Source organism: Vibrio sp. 10N.222.47.A9, assembly GCF_963872585.1.
Lineage (GTDB): Bacteria > Pseudomonadota > Gammaproteobacteria > Enterobacterales > Vibrionaceae > Vibrio > Vibrio splendidus.
In genome coordinates this window covers 1-21,429 of record NZ_CAWNBB010000058.1, presented here as the reverse complement: position 1 = coordinate 21,429, position 21,429 = coordinate 1, and the positions used below count along the sequence as shown (strand labels likewise).

The window sequence follows — 21,429 nt, the reverse complement described above, 5'->3', positions numbered from 1 at the left end:
TGTTAGTGAGCGTTTAAAGCTGACTTGCTGACTTTCCCATTAGGGAGCGTGGGTAGGCTATCAACGGAGTAATATCGGGAGGGTTGCATGTAGTAAGGCAATACTTTTGCCAGTTGTTCTTTGATCACTTGCACATCAACGTTGGACTGCTGAGATGGCACATAGAAAGCGGTCAGATAAGACGCCTTACTATCATCGCTGCTATCCACAATCACTGCAGCGTGAGAAATGCTGGGCATCGCTTGTAGCTGAGCTTCAATTTCGGCCAGCTCAATTCGGTGACCGCGCAGTTTGATTTGTGAATCGGTTCGGCCATGGAACAGTAACGCACCATCTTCTCTGATACTCACCAAATCGCCTGTGCGATACATTTTTTCTCCACTCAGGGGATGATCTACAAAGCACTCTTGAGTAAGGTCGGGACGTTTTAGGTAACCTTTCGCCAGAATATCTCCGGCTAAATACAGTTCACCGCACAGCCCTTGCTTTACAGGCTGTAGGGCTTCATCAAGGACAAGCACTTCTGCGTGCGGAATCGGACGGCCAATCGGCACAACTTTTTCTACGCACTGTGGCTGACAGTACCAGTGACAGGCAAAAATGGTGGCCTCTGTCGGCCCGTAGAGGTTGTGGATATGACCCGGATACTGCACAGACAAGTCATCCACCAAGCGTTGCGGCAGCGCTTCTCCACCAGAGAATATATGCTCTAGAGAGGTACATTGTTTCAGTACATCCGCATCAACAATGATACGTAGTGCGGTTGGCACAAACTGGGCAACAGTGATCTGATGCTGCTCAACGAAGTCAGCCAACAGCACGGGGTCATACTTAGCATCTTCAGCAATCAGTGCGCAGCTTGCTCCAGTCATCAGAGGCCAGAACATTTCCCAGACTGAAATATCAAAGCTGAATGTAGTCTGATTCAGTACCCGGCTGTTTGTCGTCAGTTGAAAAGCATCTTGCATCCAGTTGAGGTAATTCACCACCGTATGATGCGTGATCATCACGCCCTTAGGCTTACCGGTTGAGCCCGAAGTGTACATGATGTAACACAAGCTCTGTTCGTCTATCTGTGGTAAGTCTGGGGTTGTCGCGCTGGAAAAGTCGATGCTACTCACATCCAACGTTGGAAGATCATTGCTAAGCCAATCCATGCCATTCAAATTGTCAGTGATCACCAGTTTGGCTTCCGAGTGCTCTGCCATATAAGTAAGGCGATCGCTGGGGTAATAAGGATCGAGCGGCAAGTAACAAGACCCTGATTTCAATATACCCAATATGGTCGCAACGAGGTTATTACAGCGATTCATGTAGATGCCGACGACATCGCCTGATTTAATGCCAGAACGGATTAATGACTGAGCAATATTATTGGCACGCAATTCCAGTTGACGGTATGTGATGTTTTCGCTGTCACTTCGCAGAGCGATATTATCCGGTGTTTTGGTACACTGATGAGTAAACTGACGGTGGATCAATTTTGACATTGTATTCATCTCCCCATATTCAATCGTTATTCATCTCCGGCTCCCTGCGAGCCGGAGATACTCTGCATTATAGAGATAATGTGTCTGAAATCAGAGCCAAGTATTGTTCTACCAGCAAGGTGATCTGCTGCTTGGTAAACGCCGTACTTTCATAGTCAAAATTGAGGGTCAACTGCTCGCTGTCGTCGACAGTTAAGGTCAAGTCACATCGAGCAGATTGCTCAGCGATGTGTTGAACTTTCATGTGACAGCCTTGCACCTCTGTAGCTTCCGGCATCGTAGAAAGATAATTAAACGTGACAGGGAAACGCAGTTTCTCGAGCCAGCCTTTACTTCGCATTTCATCAGCAAGTTCTAGATAGGATACGGACTGATTTTCTATCAATGAGTAGATCGCTTTGCTGCTGGCTTCAATCAAGCCCACAACGCTATCTACTTGATCAACCTGCTCATGGTAGGTGACCATGTTGACGAAACAGCCGAGCTGACCATCGTGCTGACAAAGGGCTCGATTGGAGACAGGCAAGCCAATCGTTATGTTGTGATAACGAGTTTCGTGGTTTAACACTAGATTAAACAGCGTGAGTAACACGACATAAGTCGTTGTATTGTGTGCGTGGGCAAAGTCTTTTATCGCTTGGCTGAGAGGCTGGGAAAGTTCCACAGCGTAGCCTTGTGGTGATGGGTAATCCGCTTTTGGGTACAACGAACTGTCTGCACCTTTTGTCAGATAGCGATTCAATGTCGACAACCAAAATTGCATCTGGCTTTCTTCATCCACCATCGCACCGCGATGCTGTTTCAAGCTCAAGTAGTGTTGGTGATGCTGCGCAAAACCAAAATCTCCTGCCATATAAGCGCGGTAAGCCTGAACAAATTGCTCAAAGAATATGCCAATGGAATCATGGTCAAACACAGCGTGGTGGACACGTACAACGACCACATGTTCATCGTCATTTTTGCTCAATAATGCCAGGCGAATCGGTGGTTCTCTGTCAATATAGATATCCGGCATGTCTGCGATATCCAGCAAATCACAATACGACATTTCACTGAGTTTGCCCGACACATGCTCAATCTTGCGGTGCGGAATCTCTACTTTTCTCGCATCATAGCCACCTTCTTTAGCGGTAAAGTTATCGAGATCGAATTGAGTAGTCAGGATTGGGTTGCTGGCCAACACCCGATTGAGGCACCATTCCACACTCTCCGAACTTGCCTTTCCTTCAAGGTAAATACAAAACGCAGGCTGGTAGGCTCTCGGGTTAGCGCTTGTTTGTTCTAACGTCAGGAAGTAAGCCTGTTGCGATGTGAGCGGTTCGAATTGCGCTTCTTGATTCTTCTTATTTGGAGTGGATGTCGCGTCATCCAAGTCATCCGCTAAGTAATAAGGTACGACTGCAGCCAATTTACGCGGCGTCGCATTGCTGAAAAAGAGCTTGAAATCTATCTCGCTGTAGAGGCGGCGTCGAATCAGGGTTCTGGCACGCATCGCCTGCAAGGAGTTCCCGCCTAAGTCAAAGAAGTCATCATCAACGCCTAGGCCACTAAAACCGAGCACTTCTTGCCAGATGTCCACAAGGTCCTGTTCAAGGTCATTAGTGGGTACGCTGCAATCATAATTCAGTTTTGGCCTTACTGGCGCTGGCTCGGGCAGACGAGCGCTATCGAGTTTTCCATTCGGTAGTTTTGGAAAACTTTCAAGGTAAACAAATTGAGCGGGCATCATCGCGCTCGGGCAGCGCTCGCTAAGGAAAGCACGTAGATCCCAAGCACTTGGTTTTTTGTCCGTCAGCAAGTAAGCCACCAGCCCACCATTGACCATTTTCACCGCAGCGTCGGCTACTTCACTATACTGACGAAGATTGGCTTCTATTTCGCCTAACTCAACTCGCACACCGTGAATTTTCACCTGACGATCTTTGCGACCAAGGCACACCATGTCTCCGTTTGCGTTGAACTGACCTAAATCTCCGGTGCGATGTGCGCTATGGCCGCGATGAGAGAAGAAACGCTCTGCGCTCAATTCAGGTCGATGACTGTATCCGCGAGCCACGCCCGGGCCGCATATGCAGATTTCACCCACACTGCCGTCTGTCACTAATGCGCCCTTTTCATCGAGCAGAAACAACTCACTTCCCGACAACGCTTTGCCTATAGTCACGGGCTGGTCTTGCTCTAACTCAGTAAACGCACAGTTTGCTACTGTTTCAGTCGGGCCATATAGGTTAAACAAACGCACATTCTCGATGCTGTCGAACGTACGTTGCTTAATGTCTTCACCGATAGGTTCTCCGGATAGAAAAACGGTTTCAGGCAGTGACAGCTCGCTATCGACTAAGCAGCGGTAATTCAGTAACTCATTCCATATTGTAGGGACACAGTAGATCGCCGTGTTAGTTCGGTTCTGAAACCAATCAAAGAGTCGTTGCGGGTTATTCAAAGTACCTTCAGAAAGAATATGAAGGGTGTCGCCACGTAGCAATGGAGCAAACAATTGAGTCACCGCAGCCGCAAAGCTTAGAGAGGAGGTGAGCGGAAGAGTTGTCTGAGTTTCAGGCCATAAATCGTGATTAAACCAATCGAGATAATACGCCATGCTACCATGTTCAACTTCTACCCCTTTTGGCACACCCGTCGAGCCTGATGTGTAAAGGGTATAAGCCAAATCAGAATGGCTTACCTTCGGCAATGATTGGCAGTGTAGAGTGCCAGCTAGATCAAGCGCTGCAACATTAAGTTTCTCTGTATCGCACTCAGCCATGCTCGGTTTTTTGCTCAGTAGCTCATCGGTGATGATGACGAATGCATCGGAATCATCCAAGATTTGCTGAATGCGTTTTGTCGGCTGGAACGAAGAGAGAGGCACATAACTGAACCCAGCTTTCATCACCCCCAGTATCACCACAGGCAACATCAGGCTAGGCTCAAGATAAACCGCCACTTTGCCTTTATCGCCATCAGGATATTGATTAACTAAGTAGCTCGCTAATTGGTTTGATTGCAGCTCAAGATCAGAATAGGTCAGCGACTTGTCTTTGTAGATAACCGCTATCGCCTCGGGGGAAATCGACGATTGCATTGAAATAGTTTCAAATACAGGATTGTTATTTTCCACAATATTTACCTCGCTGGTTAAGGTATTCCTGAAGTCGAGTGAGAATATTTTCTTACTGACCAGTTTCTACACATGAAGCTAGACATGAAAACTTAGGATTTAATTAAGGAAACTAATTTAGGGAGGGATTAGGCTTTGATGTGATGGACGCACCTCCCTTCTAGCAGGTTCTGTCGCAAATATAGTTAGAGGCGTGACAGACCCATATTGTTATGGCTGAAAATTCGATTGCGGCACTCCAAAAACGAATAGAAAAGCTTGATAGTATCAAGCAACTGAATAAATACTTAAAATCCTTGTCCTTTCGCCCTTCATATCAATGATATTAGAGTGTATAGGTAGATAGAAAAACTTAATTCCCATACCAATCAAATGACTCACATTCTTACAATCCTATGTCGGAAATTTTGGCGGTTCCGGCGTAGACCCCCTATATGAAATGATTTAGCAAAATTTTGGCGGGTTCCGGCTTACAACCCCATTTCGGGGGTTGGGCAAAAACAGCCCAATGAATCAGAACAATTGTATTGGAAAAACTCTAAAGTCATGACTAACTTTGCTTGACCACTTAAAGTCTAATATGTAGACTTATTTCCCTATTAAGGTCTATTTTTAGGACTTGCAAATATGACACTTAATGAGTTTACTAAGAAGAAACACATTAAAATAAGCGATGTTGTCGCAATGAGTGGCTTTGGCCGTAGCACCTTGTTTAACTGGTGGAGCGATCCTAAAACACGCACTAGAGCTATAGTGGTAATTTTAGGTTGTGTTGAAGCAAAAAAATACACACTTTTCCTAAATAATGCCGAAGTTAGAGAGCTTATTATTTCGTTAGATATGTAGTTTAAGTAAAGATTTCGCCTGTAAAAGAGATTAAAAGATGTTTATTGAAATAGTTAGGAATACACCTGTTTGGGTATGGTTTCTTTTTGCCTATTTAGTCCGTCGCGGGATTACATCATTAAGACCAAGGGAAGTGTCTGTTGGAAGATTATTGATTATACCTATGCTTTTCTTTATATGGGGTATTTATGGCATCACAACAACTGTACCGTTGACTAGCTTAACCTTAACCATAGTTGTCGCTTCTCTTGTGGTAGGAGTATTAGGTCTTCTATTAGTTAATAGAGTCTTCATTAGTCAGGCTAAATATAACCCCAATACGATGATGTTAACACTACCGGGACAACCCATTTCTCTATTACTGATACTCTTTGCTTTTATTTCACATTATGTATTTTCTGCTTTTATTGCAGTTGATCCCCAAATCGTGAGCTCTGCTTCTTTTATCACAGTTTTCTGTGTTTTATCAGGAGTTAGCATCGGTTCTTTTTGGGGCAATACGTTAGGAAACCTTAATGTTGTAGTAAAAACGAGAAAATCAACTACTGCAGTTTAAGATGTATCGCCGATTCATTCGTATTAGCGATACATAGTTGTTCTTATGGCAATATAAGAACTCTCGCCTGTGACAGCGTAGCTGCTTAGGGCAGGAAGAGGTCAGAGAAGTATCTTCGAAAAACTAATAGACGAGCTAAAACGGTTCTGTCGCAAATCTAATTAGAGGCGTGGCAGACCAACCCTACAGATACAATTATACTGCGAGTGCGTAGAATCGCTCAAAGGCCGTCTGCCCTTCAATATCTATCTACTCTTGTTTTAACATCGTCCACACTTCTCGACCATGCAAACTGGCCAAGGCTCCTTCCGTTGACTTCCAACCCAGCGCTTGACGTGTTTTTTGCTTCAACCAACGGTGACTCTGCTCAACGATATTGTTCAGATATTTAATGTCCAAAATCTCTACCAAGGAGAGCATAAAATACCCCGTCAACCAGAGCTGTACATTCATCGAATCAATGGCCGCATAGTTACTCTTACTTCCGTCTATGACGACTTTCCTTGGTAAACCATTTTGTGCAATCGCCTTATTCAGAAAGGCTTTAGCGGCAGCTTCATCACGGTTAGGGCTAAGATAATAATCGATTACTTTCCCAAATTTATCGACGGCTCGGTAGTAGTAGACCCACTGGCCTTTTACTTTGATGTAGGTTTCATCCATTCGCCACGAGTCAGACACGGGCTTCTTTCTACACCTCGCTTTGTGCTCTAATATTGGCGTAAATTTGATAACCCAACGATTAATCGTGGCGTGATCTACAACGACACCGCGCTCTAATTGAATCTCTTCAATTTCACGATAACTGAGTTTATAGGCGAGGTAATAACGTACGGTTTCGAGAATAACTTCAGAGGGGAAGTGGCAACCTTTAAACATTAAGAATCAGTCTCATGGATAGAAATTAAGCAAATCTTAACTTAAAGGCTCAAAGTTTGCGACAGAACCACATAAACCGTTTTAGCTAAACTCTACATGAACCAGATCCTTAAGCGACTCCAAGTCACAGCATGAATAACATCAATTTTCGTTGCTGGCAGATTTTAAGGTGGTTTCATGATAAATTTGGCAGAATTATTACGTCTCTTAACGATCCCCAGCCTTTATGAATGACTAACTAACACCCATCAACAAAGACCACTTAAAAAATCTTATTCGAGCAGAATTGGAACCGACATGGTTTGATAACTCATACTCGCGGTAATCAGTCAAAGTCAGCAAGGATTTTAGGTATCAATAGAGGTAGTTTCAGCAAAAAATTAGACCTGGCCACAACTCGTAAATTTGGGTTGTATGTCCCCTGAAAATCCAGCACTGATGCAAGCTTTGGATGCTGTCAGTACTAAATTTGGCCGTGATGCCGTTTTCTAGCCGCTCAAGGTACAACACAATATTGGCAGATGAGTCGTCAATTTTTATCGCCTCAATATACGACAAAACTTAAAGATCTCCCTCAGATCATGTGTTGAATCGACCTTCTTGCAAAAATATATGATGAGGAAAACAACCCCATTGTTTTTGGTTAAATAATTTTGGATATGGCTTTAGAAACAGTAAGTTAAATAAACAACGGCCTTTGGCACAAAAATTAAAAAAAACCATGACAGGTGCCATGGTTTAGGTAGGGAATTTAATCGCTATGATTTAAGTTTTTCACGTATGAAATTCTCAATTTCATCAACAACGGATTTCTCAATCCGACTAAACTCAAAGGTGTGCTTACGACCATTCGGAGAAACTTTCAATATTGCTGACTTAAAGCGATCTGAGTAAGATGCAAGTTCAATGGTTTCTGCTTTTTTAACTGGAGTTTTGCTGCTCGTTTTTTTGCTCAGTGCTTGAATAATATCAAGTACCCTTTTTTGAGCTTCGCCAATTGATTCGATCTCTAAAGCTTGTTGATAGCCAGCGTTATCTTTTACTTGCTTCACAAAGACATGCATATCCAACTGCGTTTTATCAATAGCCTTTTCAACCTTAGCTAATTCAGGATAAATGCTATTTGAAACCCCCTCGTAATCTGGGATCGCTTCTAATAAAAGAGAGTTCAGCTTGTACGCCTGCATTGCCTTTCTAACAGTCTCACGCCCTATCCCAATAAGTTTAGCCAGTTCATCAATTGTTAAGCTCTCAGCCTCCTTGTCTAGCTCCAATGCTTCTTTAATATAAGATGCCCCTTTTTCTCTGAGTGAATGAGGCTTCTTACTATCTGCATCGCTAATCAAACGACGAATGTCGTTGTTGCTAGCACTACCAGCTGGAAGAACCCAAATTGGGTAATCATTATTGGTTTCGATAGCACAAAAACGACGAACACTACCCTCAATGACCAAAATTTCTTTATTATCATCTGACCATATACCAATACAATCAGTATCAATACCGTTGGCCTTGATCGATGCTAGTGTTTCCGCTACTGATGTAACATTCAAGGCCCTTTGGTTGCGAGGGTTTAAAGGATGAATATCGGTCTTAAATTGTACGTCTGTCGCGTGAATAATTCGGTGTGATGCTGAAACAACACCACCCTCAAAGTTATAGTTTTTTGTCTTGTTTACGTTTTGTGTCGATAATTTATTGCCTTGCGAAACATGACCTAAACTAGACTTACCCAATAATTGTTTTTTGCTGACCTTTCGATCCCAGCTGTTAGTCATACTATTTCCCTTTTACTGAGATTGAGGTTATTTCGCGAATGAATTGTTTATAAACAGAGTTAATTGATGTCATTGCTTCATCATGTTTTTTAGGCGCTACGCGTTTCTCTGATTTAGCCACATCTAAGGCGGTTCGGTTAAGCTCTGCTGCAGTAGCAATTAGCTCAGAATGCACAATATAGGTCGATAGTAAACGGTCCTGAACTGTACGACTTAATTTGTCGATTACGTCTAACTCGGACGGACTTTTTTCATCATGGTTAACGATAAGCACGCGTGTCCAAAGTAGGTTCTCACCTTTAGAAGGTAATCCTTCGAAACGAGCATGCGTGGTCATTAAATAGTTGGTTGTCGCTGCAAAGTCGTATTCGCGCGGGGAAATAGGCACCAACAAACAATCTAACGCTTCATTAACCATCCAGATTAATGGTGATTCTTGCGGTGGTGTATCAATAAAAATTAAATCGTACTTCTCTTTGAGTACCGGAATAACTTCATGCGCAAAACGGCTGATAAGCTTAGTTTTATCTTCGTTACTTTGAGCTTGCCAGAATAGATCATGGAAGCGTTCATCTGTATTAAATGCTGGCATAACATCGAGGTTTGGTAGATGTGTGCTGAAAGGTGCATTCAAAATTATTTCGCGATCAGTGTAACCTGCTTCAACTAGGCTGGCGTAGTCGCCTGTCCGTTCCATTTTTCCCAACGCAATATCAACCGCTGTGAGATAGATAGCTTCGTCTTCTACATTAGTAGAAATCATGCTTTGTCCTAGCGTTCCTTGAGAGTCCAGATCTATCAACAGTACTTTGGCATTCATATTGAGGTCTAAAGCTGATGCTGTAGCTAGTATTGCAGCAGTTGAAGATTTACCAGTACCACCTTTTTGGTTCTCTACAGCAACTGATCTTGGTTTGTACTTATCGCTATATTTTTGCATTCCCCAATGATCCATTAATGTGTGGATATGCATGCGCGTAAATAAGTGCTGTTTATTTTGGTAGATCGGCTCCGGTATCACGCCCTCATCAATTGCCTTTCGGATTCGATTTTGAAATGTAATAGGAGCGAGTTTTGTAAACTCACGAAATCCTTTTTTATTGAGAGAATGGTTATAGATTAGTCTATCCATACCATCAATCTCTTCGTCAGAAACGTTGATGTGAGTACGTTGAGCAATTAACTCTTTGTGACTTAATTGTTCAGTTTTCATATTTTCAGCAATTTGTTGTAATCGATCTAGTTCATGCATTGGGGAGCCTTTATTTAGCTGAGTACCTGAACAATATATACCTCTCCTGAAACGATTACAATTGAAAATATACAAAATCGTTTCATTTTATTTTATTGTCATATTGCTGTGGGTATCTTTAAGGTGTTCCGTGGTTTATCCCATTTATCCACATTGATTATTATAGTAATTTTTATATCTTCTTATAATCTTATTAAGATCTTATTAGTAATATAAATACATTATAAATCAATGGCTTATCTTGCTTTTTCGTGACAGATCTACCTTGTTTTGTGACGAATGTACCGTAATGTCTAGTTTTTCGTGACAGATATACCTTGATGCGTGACAGATATACCTTTATTTCGTGACAGATGTACCGGATTGATCTCTATAATGTCTGTGTTTATCCTCCCATTAATCGCAATTAATAGTTGTTTTGTTTCTAAATACTTACTACCGTGACAGGTAAATGATTTGTCACGGGTCTTAAGGTGGAAATGTCACAGATAACAAAACAGAATGTTCTTCGGCAATCTAACGCGTTGACTACTGCAGCTTATAGTCTTGGCCGAAATGAAAAACGGATCCTTTATTTGGCATTAAGGCACTTCTTAGACAATCCTATCGATTACAAGGCAACTGAGTTTGGTCATGTGAGCGTAGATGTTCATACCCACCGCTACGCTTCCTTGTTCAAAAGTGAGAACGCTAGCAAAGAAATTGCTGCTGCAGCGAATGCAATGAAAGGGAAAGAAGTTGTGTTTTACTTGCCAGATGAAGACTCCAAAGAAGATAAAGCTTATGACAGCTTTACTTGGATGGTGAAGCGCTCTCATCGGCCTAAGCGTGGTGTGACAACGTTTTTCTTCAATGCTGAGCTGATAAGTATCATCACAGCAGTGAAGTCTGATTTTACAAAGTTCCTGATTGGTGATGCTGGGGAACTAAGCTCAGGGCACTCTATGAGGCTTTATGAGTCGATTAAACAATGGTCCAACCGTCGCAATAGCGTTTCGTTCTCTGTTCAGTGGATGATTGACCGTTATTGCTTACCTAAGTCTTACGAACGTATGAGTGACTTTAGGCGCCGGTTCCTAAAGCCATCTGTTGAGGATATTGCAAAGAAAACAGATATAAATCTCAGATATACTGAAGAAAAGCGCAATAGTGAGATGTTTATTAATTTTGAGTGGGATAGCGTCATTCGTGACAAATCTACCCAAGTTATCGAAGAAGAACTATCACCATTAGAACAAGCCATAGTTATTCATAGTAAACTAGTGGCCAAAGAGAACGTCACACAAAAAGAACTCCAAGTTTTGAAAGTCAACCTTACGGCATTTTCCTTATCTGGCGGTATGTTATGTGAAGAAGCAATCAAAGCATTAACGGCTCTTTAAGCCTTTATTATTTAGCCTGTGCATACAAAGGCTATGGCTTCGTGACAGTTCTACCTGTTATTACTTCACATTTATATGAACTGTTCGTGACAATTTTACCTTTTAAATATGCAGGCGTGACACATTTACCGTTAGGTTGAGTCTTTAAAAGTGTATGAGAGAGAGTTATGTGCCAATCTGAAAGGATTCTTAAGGTGCTGATTTAGTATGAAAGAAAGGGAAATCTCGATAAAAACAACCCCCTTGTGTGCCAGGGCGAAAGCTGAATTAATATTTCCATCGTGAATTTTTTAGGTTAAGAACGTTGAAGTTTTATAGTTAATGAAGATATTGATTCAAAAAATCAACCTATGAGAATGGATAAAAATTTATCGGTGTTACTAACTGTTTTTTTTGTGGCTTGCAACACTTTATAGGCTGTATTTTTTATTATGAATGCTCAAGGCCGCTTTGAAGCTCTGTGTTATTAAGGGTTATCCTGGGCGTTACCCTTCGGGCAAGGCTTTTCGCTTGTATCTTTCACCTATGGCCTAAGAGTGGCATCACCCTGATGAGTCACTCCGTGCCGCCCCAGAATGTGCCTCTCTACAGTCCCTATCTAAAAGGATATCGCTGCAATCCTGAACGCCAGCTCCTCGTCATTCTTCCTCGTTGCCGCTTGTCGTGCCTCCTCACTCCTTTTACTGACATCCATTAAGTTCGAGTAAGGGCTTGTTGCCTTATGTGCCGGTTTTCCTTTCGACTCGCATCATTTGATGGGGCTCGTAGGCTGTTAACCCTCCTCAATCAGAACCTTTTCTGCAAGGGTAAATGAACGCTTCGCGCCCCTGCAGAGAAGAACCCTGTTTGAGGTAGGGACAGCCAAGCGGCTCCATAAAAGTGATACTCAAACAGAAAGGAAACTCCTCATGGCACAACGACACTCAAGCCCAACTCTCTCTAAATCGATGTTCAGCGACCAGCGTTTCGCCGCTGGGCACGAAAGCTCACCAAAAAATGATATCTCCTGTCAGGTCGTTGAACGTGCAGTTCGTTCGACTGTTTCAGCTACGGTTTCAAAAGGACTTATCTGGGTAAATTCCACTGACTTTAATTCGACTGTTCGAGCGGTCAAAGTGCATGAGATTTTACTTAAGGAGTTTGGTTATACCGATTCTTTGATCTTGGAGGAAAGCCAGAAAGGAAAAGGGGTGAGCATTAGCGTATGTGACCGAGTGACGACTGTGAAACAGATGCGAGAAGATTATGCCTACGCGAAAAAAGAAGAGAGAAACGTTGAAACGACCGCTAAGCATCAAGCAATAGCGAAAGACCTTCTGACTAGCTTGTATGGCCAATAACACGGACTGAGCGCCGCCCATCACGACTTTAAATATTAAAAGGGATCTATTATGTCTGTACTTGCTAACTACTCTAATCACAGCCTTTTCTCAGTCGAAGAAAAAGATATCTTGAACCATGCCGCGAGCATTTTAAAATCTAAGTTGTTTGTGTCAGAGCAGACGCCACTCAATTCCCCTGAATTGGTGAAGTCATTTTGTCAGACTTCACTCGCTTCCAATGAAAGCGAAGTGTTTGGGGTGATATTTCTTGATAGTCAGCATCGAGTTTTACGCATAAAAGAGATGTTTAACGGCACCATTAATGCGGCCTCCGTTTACCCGCGTGAAGTGGTCAAAGAGTCACTGGCCACAAATGCAAGCGCGGTCATTTTTTATCATAACCATCCCAGCGGTGATGCCACACCCAGCCAAGCCGATCGACGTATTACTCGACGATTGACCGACGCGTTAGCCTTGGTTGATATTCGAGTACTCGATCACTTCGTTGTGTCTTTTGAAGATGTGGTGTCGTTTGCGGAGCGTGGTTGGATATAACCATTAGTTAGTGAAAAATGTCTCTCATTCACGCCTATTCTGGCGTGAATGACTTCGGTAACGTAATGCAGTAAACTAAAGACAATTAAATAAGGTTTCTATTATGTCTGAATCAAGCAAAGTCACATTAAGCGTTGAAGAGCTGATCAACCTAACCGCTCATGCTGCCACTCAAGAGCAGTTAAATGATACGCGTAAAGAACTCGATCAGAAGATCGAAGCGGTTCGTCATGATCTTTCAGATAAAATTGAAGCGGTTCGTAATGAGCTGAAATCTGATATTCAAGGCGTTCGGAATGAGGTCCAGGGGGTTCGTAATGAAGTGAGTTCCCTTAAAAAACTCATTATTGCAACAGCCTTCGCGATGATTGCGACGGTAGCCGGTGCCGCGTTTTGGGTTGGTACTCATATCAACGTTTAATGTTCAAATATGTTTTCTGAAATGCCTCTTATTCTAGAGGCATTTTTTTTACCTCGTGATTGCTGTGTACGCTTGGGTTTCTGCGCAAAAGAGGTTGAGCCAAAGGCTCGACCGCAAGCGGTCGTCAAGCTGGCTCTCAGGAGGACTGTAGGCCCATTGACTCGATGCTTGATTGTATTGCTGTGTATTGATGTCAATTTGTGGTTGCGTGGCTGATAGGGCTCAATTGACGAGTTTTTTATGATGATCGTTTAAAGCGGATTTGAAGCACAGCGTCGTGATAAGGGCTTAACTTGGGCGTTACCCTTCGGGCAAGGCTTTTCGCTTGTATCTTTTATCTATGGCCTAAGAGTGACATCACCCTGGTGAGTCACTGCGTGCCGCCCCAGGATGTGCCTCTCTACAGCCCCTATCTAAAAGGATATCGCTGCAATCCTGAACGCACTCCTCTCACTGCGTTCGCTACGCCTCGTCGTACCTCCTCGTTGCTTTCCCTACCTTTGAATAAGTTCGAGTAAGGCTTGTTTTCTTATGCGCCGATTTCCTTTCTCTCGCATCATTTACGGGCTCGCAGGCTGTTAACCGTCTCTCCCCACAACCTGATTTGCAAGGGTAAATGAACGCTGCGCGCCCTTGCAAAGCAGAACGATGGTGAGAGAGCGGACAGCCAAGCGGCTCCGAAAAGTGATACTCAAACAAAAGGAAAATCCTCATGGCGCAACAAAATTCAAACCTAACTCTCTCTAATTCAAATTCAGTGACCAGCGTTTCGCCGCTGGAGCACGAAAGCTCACCAAAAAATGATATCTCTAAGCGTCTGCAACCAGTAGAGCCAAGTCGTGATGTTGCCCTATCAGGATCAACCTCTGTGGAAAATATTGTCGTGATTGCCGCTCATGTAAAAGCAAGAGCCAGGCATTCCAGTGTTTGGCTAGAACTGACGGTTTTATTCCCAGAAACAGAACTCAATAAGCCGTATTGGGGGCAAGGCATCGCGAGAGGTCATGTGATTACTGAAACAAATAAGGTAGGGCTGAATAGTCGTGCTGTCGTCATGGGGTGGGTGACAGATAGCCATCAATATATCGAAGTATAAAGAGTTGATACCCCTTAGTTATAAAATGGAGACTTAAATAATGAAATATCTCTCACACTATATTCAAGACAAACAAACTCAGGCTTTTAATGATGCTGGGGCGTTCTTTGCTTTTTCTAATCAACAGTCCGATGAGGCAAAAAAAGATAGCGTGAAATACGCATCACTAGGTATGGGGTTAATTTGCCCAGTTGATAATGCCAAGCAATTAATGATCCGTTTGGATTCTATCGCTCAAGAAGGGATCGCTGAAGATATCAAAGAGAATGGTAAAAAGGCGATCATTCGCCGTGAGTTATTTAATCATGAGTGTTTCTACACCAATGATATTTGTGATTGTGTGGAAAAGCTCGAAGGGTATGGCATCACTTACGATGAAATTTATGAATTGTTTAATCATATTCGTAAAACGGAAGACGTTTATTAGGCGTTAACATTAAAGCGCCTTGATATTTGTTCCATCAAATATCAAGGCATGTTCAATCACATCGGAGTTAGATTTAATGAACATTCTGAATGCTACACAAGATAGAGAAGAAACAAAAGCAAAATGTTACATGTGTACGGCCGTACCGTTCTCGCTGGGTAAAGTGGTCTATACGCAAGGTATCCAATTATTACTAGAGAATAATGTCGGTGTTAACTTGTCGATTTATTTTCAGCGTCACCAAAATGGGGATTGGGGAGAGACTTGCATTGAAGATAAAATGACCAATGACGAAGCAACCAAAACAGGCGAGCGAGTGATATCGAGTTATACTATTTGTAAACAGTCTGTTTGGATAATAACCGAACGTGACCGTAGCGTGACCACAATTTTATTACCTTGTGAATATTGATATCTCAATGGGGTGGCATAAAATGAGAGTCCTATTATCAGGGCTCTTTTTTATGATGAAACCATTACTTTATCTTTCGTTGTTATCGCCGTGTTTCAGTTGGGCTTTTTGCTTTGATGAGGCAGGGCGATTTTATAATGTCGATCCACAGCTTTTAAAATCCATTGCCACGGTAGAAAGTAGCCTAAAGCCGAACGCGTACAATGAAAATAAAAACCAATCCGGTCAAGTCGTCAGCCGTGATTTTGGATTGATGCAAATTAATTCCCATTGGTTTGATCGACTATCCGAATTTAATGTGAATGAAACAAACATCTATCATCCTTGCTTTAATGTTCATCTTGGCGCGTGGGTATTAAGTTCTAATTTTTCTAGTCATGGTTATAACTGGAACAGCGTCGGCGCGTATAATGCGGGTTTTTCCAAACGCACCGAGAACGCCAGAAAAATATACATCCAAAAAGTCCAATCGGTTTATTTTAAGATGAACGTTCAATAAAAGGCCTCGCACCATAACGGTGCAAGGCCTTCAGCTTTTCCTCTCGCTTTCTTCCTTCAATTTCCAAATCCCCCGCATCCCTCGTTCGTCAGATTCATTCGCCACCTGGTCGGCTTTTGTCTTTCGCTGTCAGTTTTTCCCGTCGTTTTGATTAAGGAACTCAGATCCTTCGTTCTGAGTTGTTGGTTAGTTGAGTTGGTGACCACACACCACGGCACATTGATTTCAATGTGAATGGTTGTCTGTGAGAAATATAAAGACAATAAAAACAATAACTTACAGTTGGTATTGGAGGCAAGGTAGAGCGTGAAAAAATTTTCAAAATCTCAACTAATTAGCCGCTGAAATCCCAGTGTAAAAATATGTAATCACATTGAATTATCATTGACGCCTTTCTGTGTAAGGGGTTGTGGTGATTTAAATCTAAATTCAATGGGATTTAATTGAATTGTTATTTATCCCTTTATGGGTAAGGTTGTAGCGGTTTTTTTGAAACTAAGTACAATGGGTTTACATTGAGAATTTATTGGATTTCATTGGGGCTTAAAGGTGGGCTTCATTGACATTCATTGAGGAGGAAAAGCTAAATTATGTCACGTTCTTACCCTTTACAAAGCTCCCTTCGAGGGAAGCTAGAGCAAGATTTTAAGAAATTCAGAGACAGAGAAAAGTTAAGTGATGCCGAGGCAACTCGTCAGCTTTTTACCTTGGCGTTGCGCATCAAACTGAATGACAGTGACGATGAGCGGCCGTCGAACCGTGAGTTGATGGAAGAAACGTATCGTAGGGTTAGGCAGGTACAAGGCGTGCTAAATTTAAATTTGGCGCATAGCTTTGATGGGGAGGGATATTATAAGAATAAAGCGGATTCGATTGAGCAAAGAAAATCCAACACCGCTTTGGTTGATAAAAGCGTCGACGAGTATCTTGAAGGCGAAAAAAAAGGGTAGCCACTGGCTACCCTTATATTATCGCTCTAACTCTCTGTCGATTTCTCTGTCTTCCCAATGGCTCTCTTTCTCTGAGTGATTCAATGCCATCTCTTGTTGAGGTGAATATTCTTTTGGCTCAAAGTGGTCGAGTGATTGGCTGTCGGTTTCTTTTTTCTCATTATAGTTGAGGGTGTCTAATTCGCTCTCTTGATGAGAAGTGTACGTCTCACTTAATTCAAGGCTATGTGCGCTGTTATCTCGCTCTAGTTTATCAATACACGATTTAATGTCCTCTTTAAGATTATCATCTGACATGAATTGAATGTCTCGACCATTAAAGTTCTCGACGATTTTTTCAATGTTGTTCGGGTTTAAATCGTGGTTGCCGTGATTTAATACAATAATGATGTTCTGTCTCAGTTCATCGGTAGAGATGTTTTGAATATCGTTCTTATGATTGACATTGATAATGTCAATCTGTCCTTGGGTTTGGTCTCGAATTAAGAAAGAGTTCTCAATCGAGGTACTGATGATGGTGGTGTTTAAATTCTCTCCTTGATGGAATTGGGTTAATTGTTTGGACTTTGTGCCTAGGGTTCTTGGATTAATATCTAAGGAGGTGTCTTTATTGCCTTGAGTGTCTAAATAGATCACTTCAATGGCTTTGGTTTCACCTTCTTTATTGTGGATGTTGGTTAACATCGCAGGATGAAGAGATCTATCTTCGGATGAATAGACCGCAGGGTGGAACTTAACCTGGTTATTTTCAATGTTATTGACGCCGAGCTTGTTTAAGTACGTTTGGGCCAGCGTGTTATCCACCGGTAAGCTTTGATTGATATAATCCTTAGCCCGCTCTTCAAACTGCGCAATATGCCTTGGGGTGGTGCTCAGTAATTTGTCGTGTTTATTGTTTTCCTCCAATTGATATTTATCTGGCTCATTGAGCATCTTGTGCGCTTCATTCATCGCGGCTTTATAATTCATTTCCTTATGACTCATAATTAGGTTAATCAATGCGCCTTTTTCGCCTGTGGTGTAGTCTTTAAAATACCCTCGATGCTCTCCGGTTAAGGTCACTTTAATGGCTGATTTACCAATGCCAAAGGTTAAGTAATCCCGGTCTGATTTGGATTGATTCGGCTGGCCTAATAACTGAATGGCGAGGCTTTCGGTGTATTTGGGTAGCTGTGTGTTGATGTGCTCCCTAAATGTGTTGTAGTCAAAGTCACCGCTTTTATTTTGGAATCGGACGTCCTCATGAGGGAGGGCATTACGGTTAAAGTAAGTGGTGTCTTTGGGTGGGATTTGGTTAAGGGTTTCTATCGCACTGGCTTTATGGCTCTCTTTAGAAAGCCAGCTTTTGACCAGTTGTTTGGTGTTGTCGGTATAGAGCCGAATGTGCTGACTGGCACGAGTCACATCGATACCGGCGCGTCTTAAGTTGGTCAGTGCGCCTTTGCTTTGTATCGCGCTAATGACGTGTTGATAGGTGGACCCTTGCGCCATGTCTGCGGTTCGACTGTAGGCGTAGTCCCAGTGCCCGTCTTTAAGCGCATTAGGGTTAAGGTTGAGTGTTTGTCCTGTCTTAGATTGAGCGATAACACGGTCTGTATTCGCTTGCGTGATGCGGTACTCCACGTTGGCTTTAATGCCGCGCTCTTTATCGGTAAAACGGGTGATGATTTTATCACCGGTTGAAAGTGGCTTTTCTGACGTAGAGAACAGGGTGGTGAAACGGTGATCACGGTTACGCGGTAAGAACGGCCTTGTCTTACCTGTACTTGCGTCTTGAAGTGTTACTACGCCATGCTCAGAATCCACGTGAGTGATGGTGGTGTACTCACCGGGCTTGGTGCTCAGTATCAAGCCTTTTTGATACGGCATCATGGTGGTGAGCTCTTCCCCCGTCGCGCCGATTGAGCGTAGCCTCGTTGCGATGACGTTCTCTTTGCCTAATTCACTCTTTTTCATCAAGCCGACACGGATGTGTTCGGTGATGGTGTCTCGCTCCTGGTTGGTGTACGCGATAATCAGTGTGTTGTCTCGCGTTTCGGGGGTGCGCTCTAAATAGTCTTTGGCGACCACATAGGGCAGTTTTTCTGTGGCGGTGAGCTGCGCTCTGCGTCGGTCTTTGTCGTTTTCATTCAGCGTAGAAATGACATGTTGACTGTTACCTTGAGTATCAGGGGCTTGCTGCTGGAGTTTATCCAGGGCGCTCTGTGGCTGCTTATCAATGGTGTTTTGCGCCGCATTAAGTAAGGTGTCGTTTTGCTGACGGATGATGTCGGTCATGTAAGCGGTATCGATGCGGCCTTGGCTTATGGCCAGTTCAAAGGGTTTGCCGGCACTGAGCGATAAAAGCTGCTCTTTATCGCCCAACTTGGCTGTTTTGGATTGACTGTCATTGACCAGCTTTGTGAACTCATCGGCTTGCTTGTTGCTGACCATGGAGCTTTCATCAAGAAAGAATAAGGTGTGTTGATAGTCACTGGCTTCTCGATTGCCTTGCCTGATGTCAGAAAGCAAGCTTTCCAGTGTCTGCGCTTTCACACCTTTGCTTTCGAGCTCTGCCACGGCTGCGTGCGTGGGCGCAAGACCGATGACACTTTGCTCTGGTTGCTGGCTGGCTTCTTTCACTAACTGGATAAGTTCAATATTGGATTCAAGCATGGTGGACTTACCTGTACCGGCTAACCCTTGGATGGCCACAAAGCTGTCTTTGGTGGTTGAGATAAGGGTGATGGCGTCCTTTTGCCCTTGGGTTAGGCGAGGCTTGGTGTCGAGAAAGTCTTGCACCTGCTTAGGCGTTGCAAAAGGTTGATGTTGGTCTTTACCATCATCGATGTTTTGCAAGATGCGCTTTTCAGTTTCTAGCGCGGCTTGCGTCGTCCAGCGTGTGCCGTCACTGTACTCTGCAGAGAGGGTGTCGCTGCGTTTAGTCAGCTCTGTTTCAACCTGCTCTTTGGTAATAGAGCCTCCGGCTTCTTCAAAGGCGTAACGCACCGCTTCCACCACTAAGGCTTTTTGGCTAAACGCCGCTTCTCGCTCTGAGAGGTGGTTCAGGGCAAAGCTGACCGCTTTTTCGATGAGCGGGGCGTTTTGCGCTTGCGCGAGTGCTGACAGCGCTTGACTGACATCCTGCTTTAGCCAATCTTGGGTGGCATCGTTTAGGTAGCGGTCGTTGACGTTTTGCGTCTGTAATACACGCTCAATGGCCGAAGGGGAGACCTGTTCTTTTTCGAGTGCGCTTTGGGCTTTGTCTGGTTTGTCGGTGAAGATATCAAGGCGCTCTGTTTTTTCAGTCAGGTCGTTTATCAGGGGCTTAGATAGGGTAAACGCTTTGCCAGACAGTAAAGTATGGGCTTTTGGCTCAATATGGTGGGCGCTATGAACGTAGTCGTATTGCAGCGGCGCGTCTTTTAAGCTCTCTAAGTTGACGCGCTGCGTTTCCCCTTTGCTCTCAAGCGTGAGGCTTTCTTTGTCAATGTGAGTGACAAGGTAGCTTTGGTTCGCGTCCAAGCCAGCAGGGAAGTGTTTGCCTAGCGTTTGAAGGCGTTCGCCTTGGGCGATATTGAGACTTTGCGGTTTATTGATTTGCATCTTCATGTGCTTAAAGGCGCGACTGGACGGGTCAAAGGTGTGTGACTGTCCATCGTGTTTGCTGAGTGCGGTCATGGTGTTGCTCTCTTTATCGATACTGGCGATGACAAAACTCTGAGGTTTGTTTTTCTCCCAATGGGTGAGTGTCATGCCAGGTTTGTAGTGTTGGACGAGGGGTTGCTGCGCTTTAGAGAGGTGGTGAGGGGTTTGAGTGAATAGGGTGGTTTCGTGTCTGGTGAGGGCGCCGGTATTTTTCAGTTGGCCCCGTATCGCTTCGGTTAACCGCCGCTGCTCGACGCTGGAGGTGGCAATCACTTGCGTGTTGGCTTTATCGGGGAGGTCTGAGTACACCCGCGCTATCCTATCGGTGTCATTGTCATGCAGTTTCACGTTGGTGTTGTTGGCTCGCTTGCCGACCCAAGAATGACTCTCCACATTGCCTTTTTGATACAGCGAGATAGCGTTATTGGCTTTAAATCCCTGACGGCTTGATACACGATTAAGCATCACCACTTTACTGCTCGATTGTTTGGCTTTGTCGGTGAGGGCTAACAACTCATTGGCACTCATCTTATTGGCGTCATCGATGAGCAAGACGTCTTTATTGGTCAGCGGCGTATCGCTTTGCAGTAAGCTGTGGGTGGTGTGTCTCTGCTCTGGTGAAAAGAGCTGGCCGACCCAGGCGCTGAGTGTCTGACTCTTGCGCTGTACGCTCTCCATGCCCTCTGTCTTGGCTTTCACGCTTTGGGAGACCAACTGGACGCGTTTACCACTGTGATTGCCTACATTGAGTAGCTGCTGCGCAATATCTTGTGATGAGCCGTGTACATTGACCACGTGGAACTGTTTGGTGGAGTGGTA

Annotated in this window: 18 protein-coding genes and 1 pseudogene; 13 read left to right on the top strand and 6 right to left on the bottom strand. The window is 43.7% G+C overall.

The annotated features are described in order from the left end of the window. Positions 1-2 precede the first annotated feature (2 nt). Positions 3-1,490 (bottom strand): non-ribosomal peptide synthetase, encoded by a 1,488-nt coding sequence (locus tag AACT19_RS19540; RefSeq protein WP_076648328.1) that lies wholly within the window; start codon positions 1,488-1,490, stop codon positions 3-5. A gap of 67 nt (positions 1,491-1,557) precedes the next feature. After that, the gene (locus AACT19_RS19535) at positions 1,558-4,608 is read right to left on the bottom strand and encodes a non-ribosomal peptide synthetase (protein WP_076648285.1); all 3,051 of its coding nucleotides are present in this window, start codon (positions 4,606-4,608) and stop codon (positions 1,558-1,560) included. Positions 4,609-5,235: 627 nt separating this feature from the next. Between AACT19_RS19535 and AACT19_RS19530 the strand changes: the two genes are divergently transcribed. Both AACT19_RS19530 and AACT19_RS19525 read left to right on the top strand, forming a co-directional pair. Next, a complete protein-coding gene (locus tag AACT19_RS19530) occupies positions 5,236-5,454 on the top strand; it encodes a hypothetical protein (RefSeq protein WP_076648282.1) in 219 nt (72 codons plus the stop codon). 37 nt (positions 5,455-5,491) lie between these two features. Continuing rightward, on the top strand, positions 5,492-6,010 hold the full coding sequence (locus AACT19_RS19525; protein WP_076648279.1) for a DUF6622 family protein: 519 nt from the start codon (positions 5,492-5,494) through the stop codon (positions 6,008-6,010). Between the two features lie 249 nt (positions 6,011-6,259). On the opposite strand, the gene AACT19_RS19520 is transcribed toward AACT19_RS19525, so the two are convergent. Further along, positions 6,260-6,889 (bottom strand): IS6 family transposase, encoded by a 630-nt coding sequence (locus tag AACT19_RS19520; RefSeq protein ID WP_076648276.1) that lies wholly within the window; start codon positions 6,887-6,889, stop codon positions 6,260-6,262. A 247-nt stretch (positions 6,890-7,136) separates the two neighbouring features. Between AACT19_RS19520 and AACT19_RS19515 the strand changes: the two are divergent. Together AACT19_RS19515 and AACT19_RS25530 are read left to right on the top strand one after the other, a co-directional pair. Then, positions 7,137-7,314 (top strand): annotated as a pseudogene (locus AACT19_RS19515) (helix-turn-helix domain-containing protein). A 96-nt stretch (positions 7,315-7,410) separates the two neighbouring features. Continuing rightward, positions 7,411-7,479 carry a DUF4113 domain-containing protein gene (locus tag AACT19_RS25530; RefSeq protein WP_241814490.1) on the top strand — a complete coding sequence of 23 codons (69 nt, stop codon included), beginning with the start codon at positions 7,411-7,413 and terminating at the stop codon, positions 7,477-7,479. A gap of 168 nt (positions 7,480-7,647) precedes the next feature. Here the strand turns inward: AACT19_RS25530 and AACT19_RS19510 are convergent, their stop codons facing one another. Next, positions 7,648-8,667 (bottom strand): ParB family protein, encoded by a 1,020-nt coding sequence (locus tag AACT19_RS19510; protein WP_016786994.1) that lies wholly within the window; start codon positions 8,665-8,667, stop codon positions 7,648-7,650. Position 8,668: 1 nt separating this feature from the next. Continuing rightward, the gene (locus AACT19_RS19505; RefSeq protein ID WP_016786995.1) at positions 8,669-9,919 is read right to left on the bottom strand and encodes a ParA family protein; all 1,251 of its coding nucleotides are present in this window, start codon (positions 9,917-9,919) and stop codon (positions 8,669-8,671) included. 479 nt (positions 9,920-10,398) lie between these two features. Here AACT19_RS19505 and AACT19_RS19500 point away from each other — a divergent pair, with 479 nt between their 5' ends. The 9 genes from AACT19_RS19500 (at position 10,399) to AACT19_RS19460 (ending at position 16,983) form a co-directional block, all read left to right on the top strand. Next, positions 10,399-11,301 (top strand): RepB family plasmid replication initiator protein, encoded by a 903-nt coding sequence (locus AACT19_RS19500; protein WP_076648273.1) that lies wholly within the window; start codon positions 10,399-10,401, stop codon positions 11,299-11,301. Positions 11,302-12,209: 908 nt separating this feature from the next. After that, positions 12,210-12,641 carry a hypothetical protein gene (locus tag AACT19_RS19495; RefSeq protein WP_076648270.1) on the top strand — a complete coding sequence of 144 codons (432 nt, stop codon included), beginning with the start codon at positions 12,210-12,212 and terminating at the stop codon, positions 12,639-12,641. Positions 12,642-12,692: 51 nt separating this feature from the next. Continuing rightward, positions 12,693-13,178, top strand: a complete 486-nt coding sequence (gene radC, locus AACT19_RS19490) for a RadC family protein (protein WP_076648267.1) — start codon at positions 12,693-12,695, stop codon at positions 13,176-13,178. A 103-nt stretch (positions 13,179-13,281) separates the two neighbouring features. Next, on the top strand, positions 13,282-13,599 hold the full coding sequence (locus tag AACT19_RS19485) for a DUF1640 domain-containing protein (RefSeq protein WP_076648264.1): 318 nt from the start codon (positions 13,282-13,284) through the stop codon (positions 13,597-13,599). Between the two features lie 712 nt (positions 13,600-14,311). After that, positions 14,312-14,695 (top strand): hypothetical protein, encoded by a 384-nt coding sequence (locus AACT19_RS19480; protein ID WP_076648261.1) that lies wholly within the window; start codon positions 14,312-14,314, stop codon positions 14,693-14,695. Positions 14,696-14,735: 40 nt separating this feature from the next. Further along, entirely contained in the window at positions 14,736-15,122 is a 387-nt protein-coding gene (locus AACT19_RS19475; RefSeq protein WP_076648258.1) for a DUF7659 family protein, read from the top strand. A 76-nt stretch (positions 15,123-15,198) separates the two neighbouring features. Next, on the top strand, positions 15,199-15,534 hold the full coding sequence (locus tag AACT19_RS19470) for a type I restriction endonuclease subunit M (protein WP_076648255.1): 336 nt from the start codon (positions 15,199-15,201) through the stop codon (positions 15,532-15,534). 55 nt (positions 15,535-15,589) lie between these two features. Further along, positions 15,590-16,033: a lytic transglycosylase domain-containing protein gene (locus AACT19_RS19465; RefSeq protein WP_076648325.1), complete on the top strand. Its 444-nt coding sequence runs from the start codon at positions 15,590-15,592 to the stop codon at positions 16,031-16,033. A 590-nt stretch (positions 16,034-16,623) separates the two neighbouring features. Continuing rightward, on the top strand, positions 16,624-16,983 hold the full coding sequence (locus AACT19_RS19460; RefSeq protein WP_016790675.1) for a hypothetical protein: 360 nt from the start codon (positions 16,624-16,626) through the stop codon (positions 16,981-16,983). Positions 16,984-17,001: 18 nt separating this feature from the next. Here the strand turns inward: AACT19_RS19460 and traI are convergent. After that, positions 17,002-21,429 (bottom strand): conjugative transfer relaxase/helicase TraI (gene traI / locus AACT19_RS19455; protein ID WP_076648252.1); only part of this gene is annotated, 4,428 nt, incomplete at its 5' end.

What these genes read in the sequence shown, in the direction of transcription:
- AACT19_RS19460 (WP_016790675.1), top strand. Translation starts at nt 16,624, where the DNA reads ATGTCACGTTCTTACCCTTTACAAAGCTCCCTTCGAGGGAAGCTAGAG.
- AACT19_RS19485 (WP_076648264.1), top strand. Translation starts at nt 13,282, where the DNA reads ATGTCTGAATCAAGCAAAGTCACATTAAGCGTTGAAGAGCTGATCAAC.
- AACT19_RS19525 (WP_076648279.1), top strand. Translation starts at nt 5,492, where the DNA reads ATGTTTATTGAAATAGTTAGGAATACACCTGTTTGGGTATGGTTTCTT.
- AACT19_RS19470 (WP_076648255.1), top strand. Translation starts at nt 15,199, where the DNA reads ATGAACATTCTGAATGCTACACAAGATAGAGAAGAAACAAAAGCAAAA.
- AACT19_RS19530 (WP_076648282.1), top strand. Translation starts at nt 5,236, where the DNA reads ATGACACTTAATGAGTTTACTAAGAAGAAACACATTAAAATAAGCGAT.
- radC (WP_076648267.1), top strand. Translation starts at nt 12,693, where the DNA reads ATGTCTGTACTTGCTAACTACTCTAATCACAGCCTTTTCTCAGTCGAA.
- AACT19_RS19465 (WP_076648325.1), top strand. Translation starts at nt 15,590, where the DNA reads ATGAAACCATTACTTTATCTTTCGTTGTTATCGCCGTGTTTCAGTTGG.
- AACT19_RS19495 (WP_076648270.1), top strand. Translation starts at nt 12,210, where the DNA reads ATGGCACAACGACACTCAAGCCCAACTCTCTCTAAATCGATGTTCAGC.
- AACT19_RS19540 (WP_076648328.1), bottom strand. Translation starts at nt 1,490, where the DNA reads ATGTCAAAATTGATCCACCGTCAGTTTACTCATCAGTGTACCAAAACA.
- AACT19_RS19500 (WP_076648273.1), top strand. Translation starts at nt 10,399, where the DNA reads ATGTCACAGATAACAAAACAGAATGTTCTTCGGCAATCTAACGCGTTG.
- AACT19_RS19505 (WP_016786995.1), bottom strand. Translation starts at nt 9,919, where the DNA reads ATGCATGAACTAGATCGATTACAACAAATTGCTGAAAATATGAAAACT.
- AACT19_RS19480 (WP_076648261.1), top strand. Translation starts at nt 14,312, where the DNA reads ATGGCGCAACAAAATTCAAACCTAACTCTCTCTAATTCAAATTCAGTG.
- AACT19_RS19510 (WP_016786994.1), bottom strand. Translation starts at nt 8,667, where the DNA reads ATGACTAACAGCTGGGATCGAAAGGTCAGCAAAAAACAATTATTGGGT.
- AACT19_RS19475 (WP_076648258.1), top strand. Translation starts at nt 14,736, where the DNA reads ATGAAATATCTCTCACACTATATTCAAGACAAACAAACTCAGGCTTTT.
- AACT19_RS19520 (WP_076648276.1), bottom strand. Translation starts at nt 6,889, where the DNA reads ATGTTTAAAGGTTGCCACTTCCCCTCTGAAGTTATTCTCGAAACCGTA.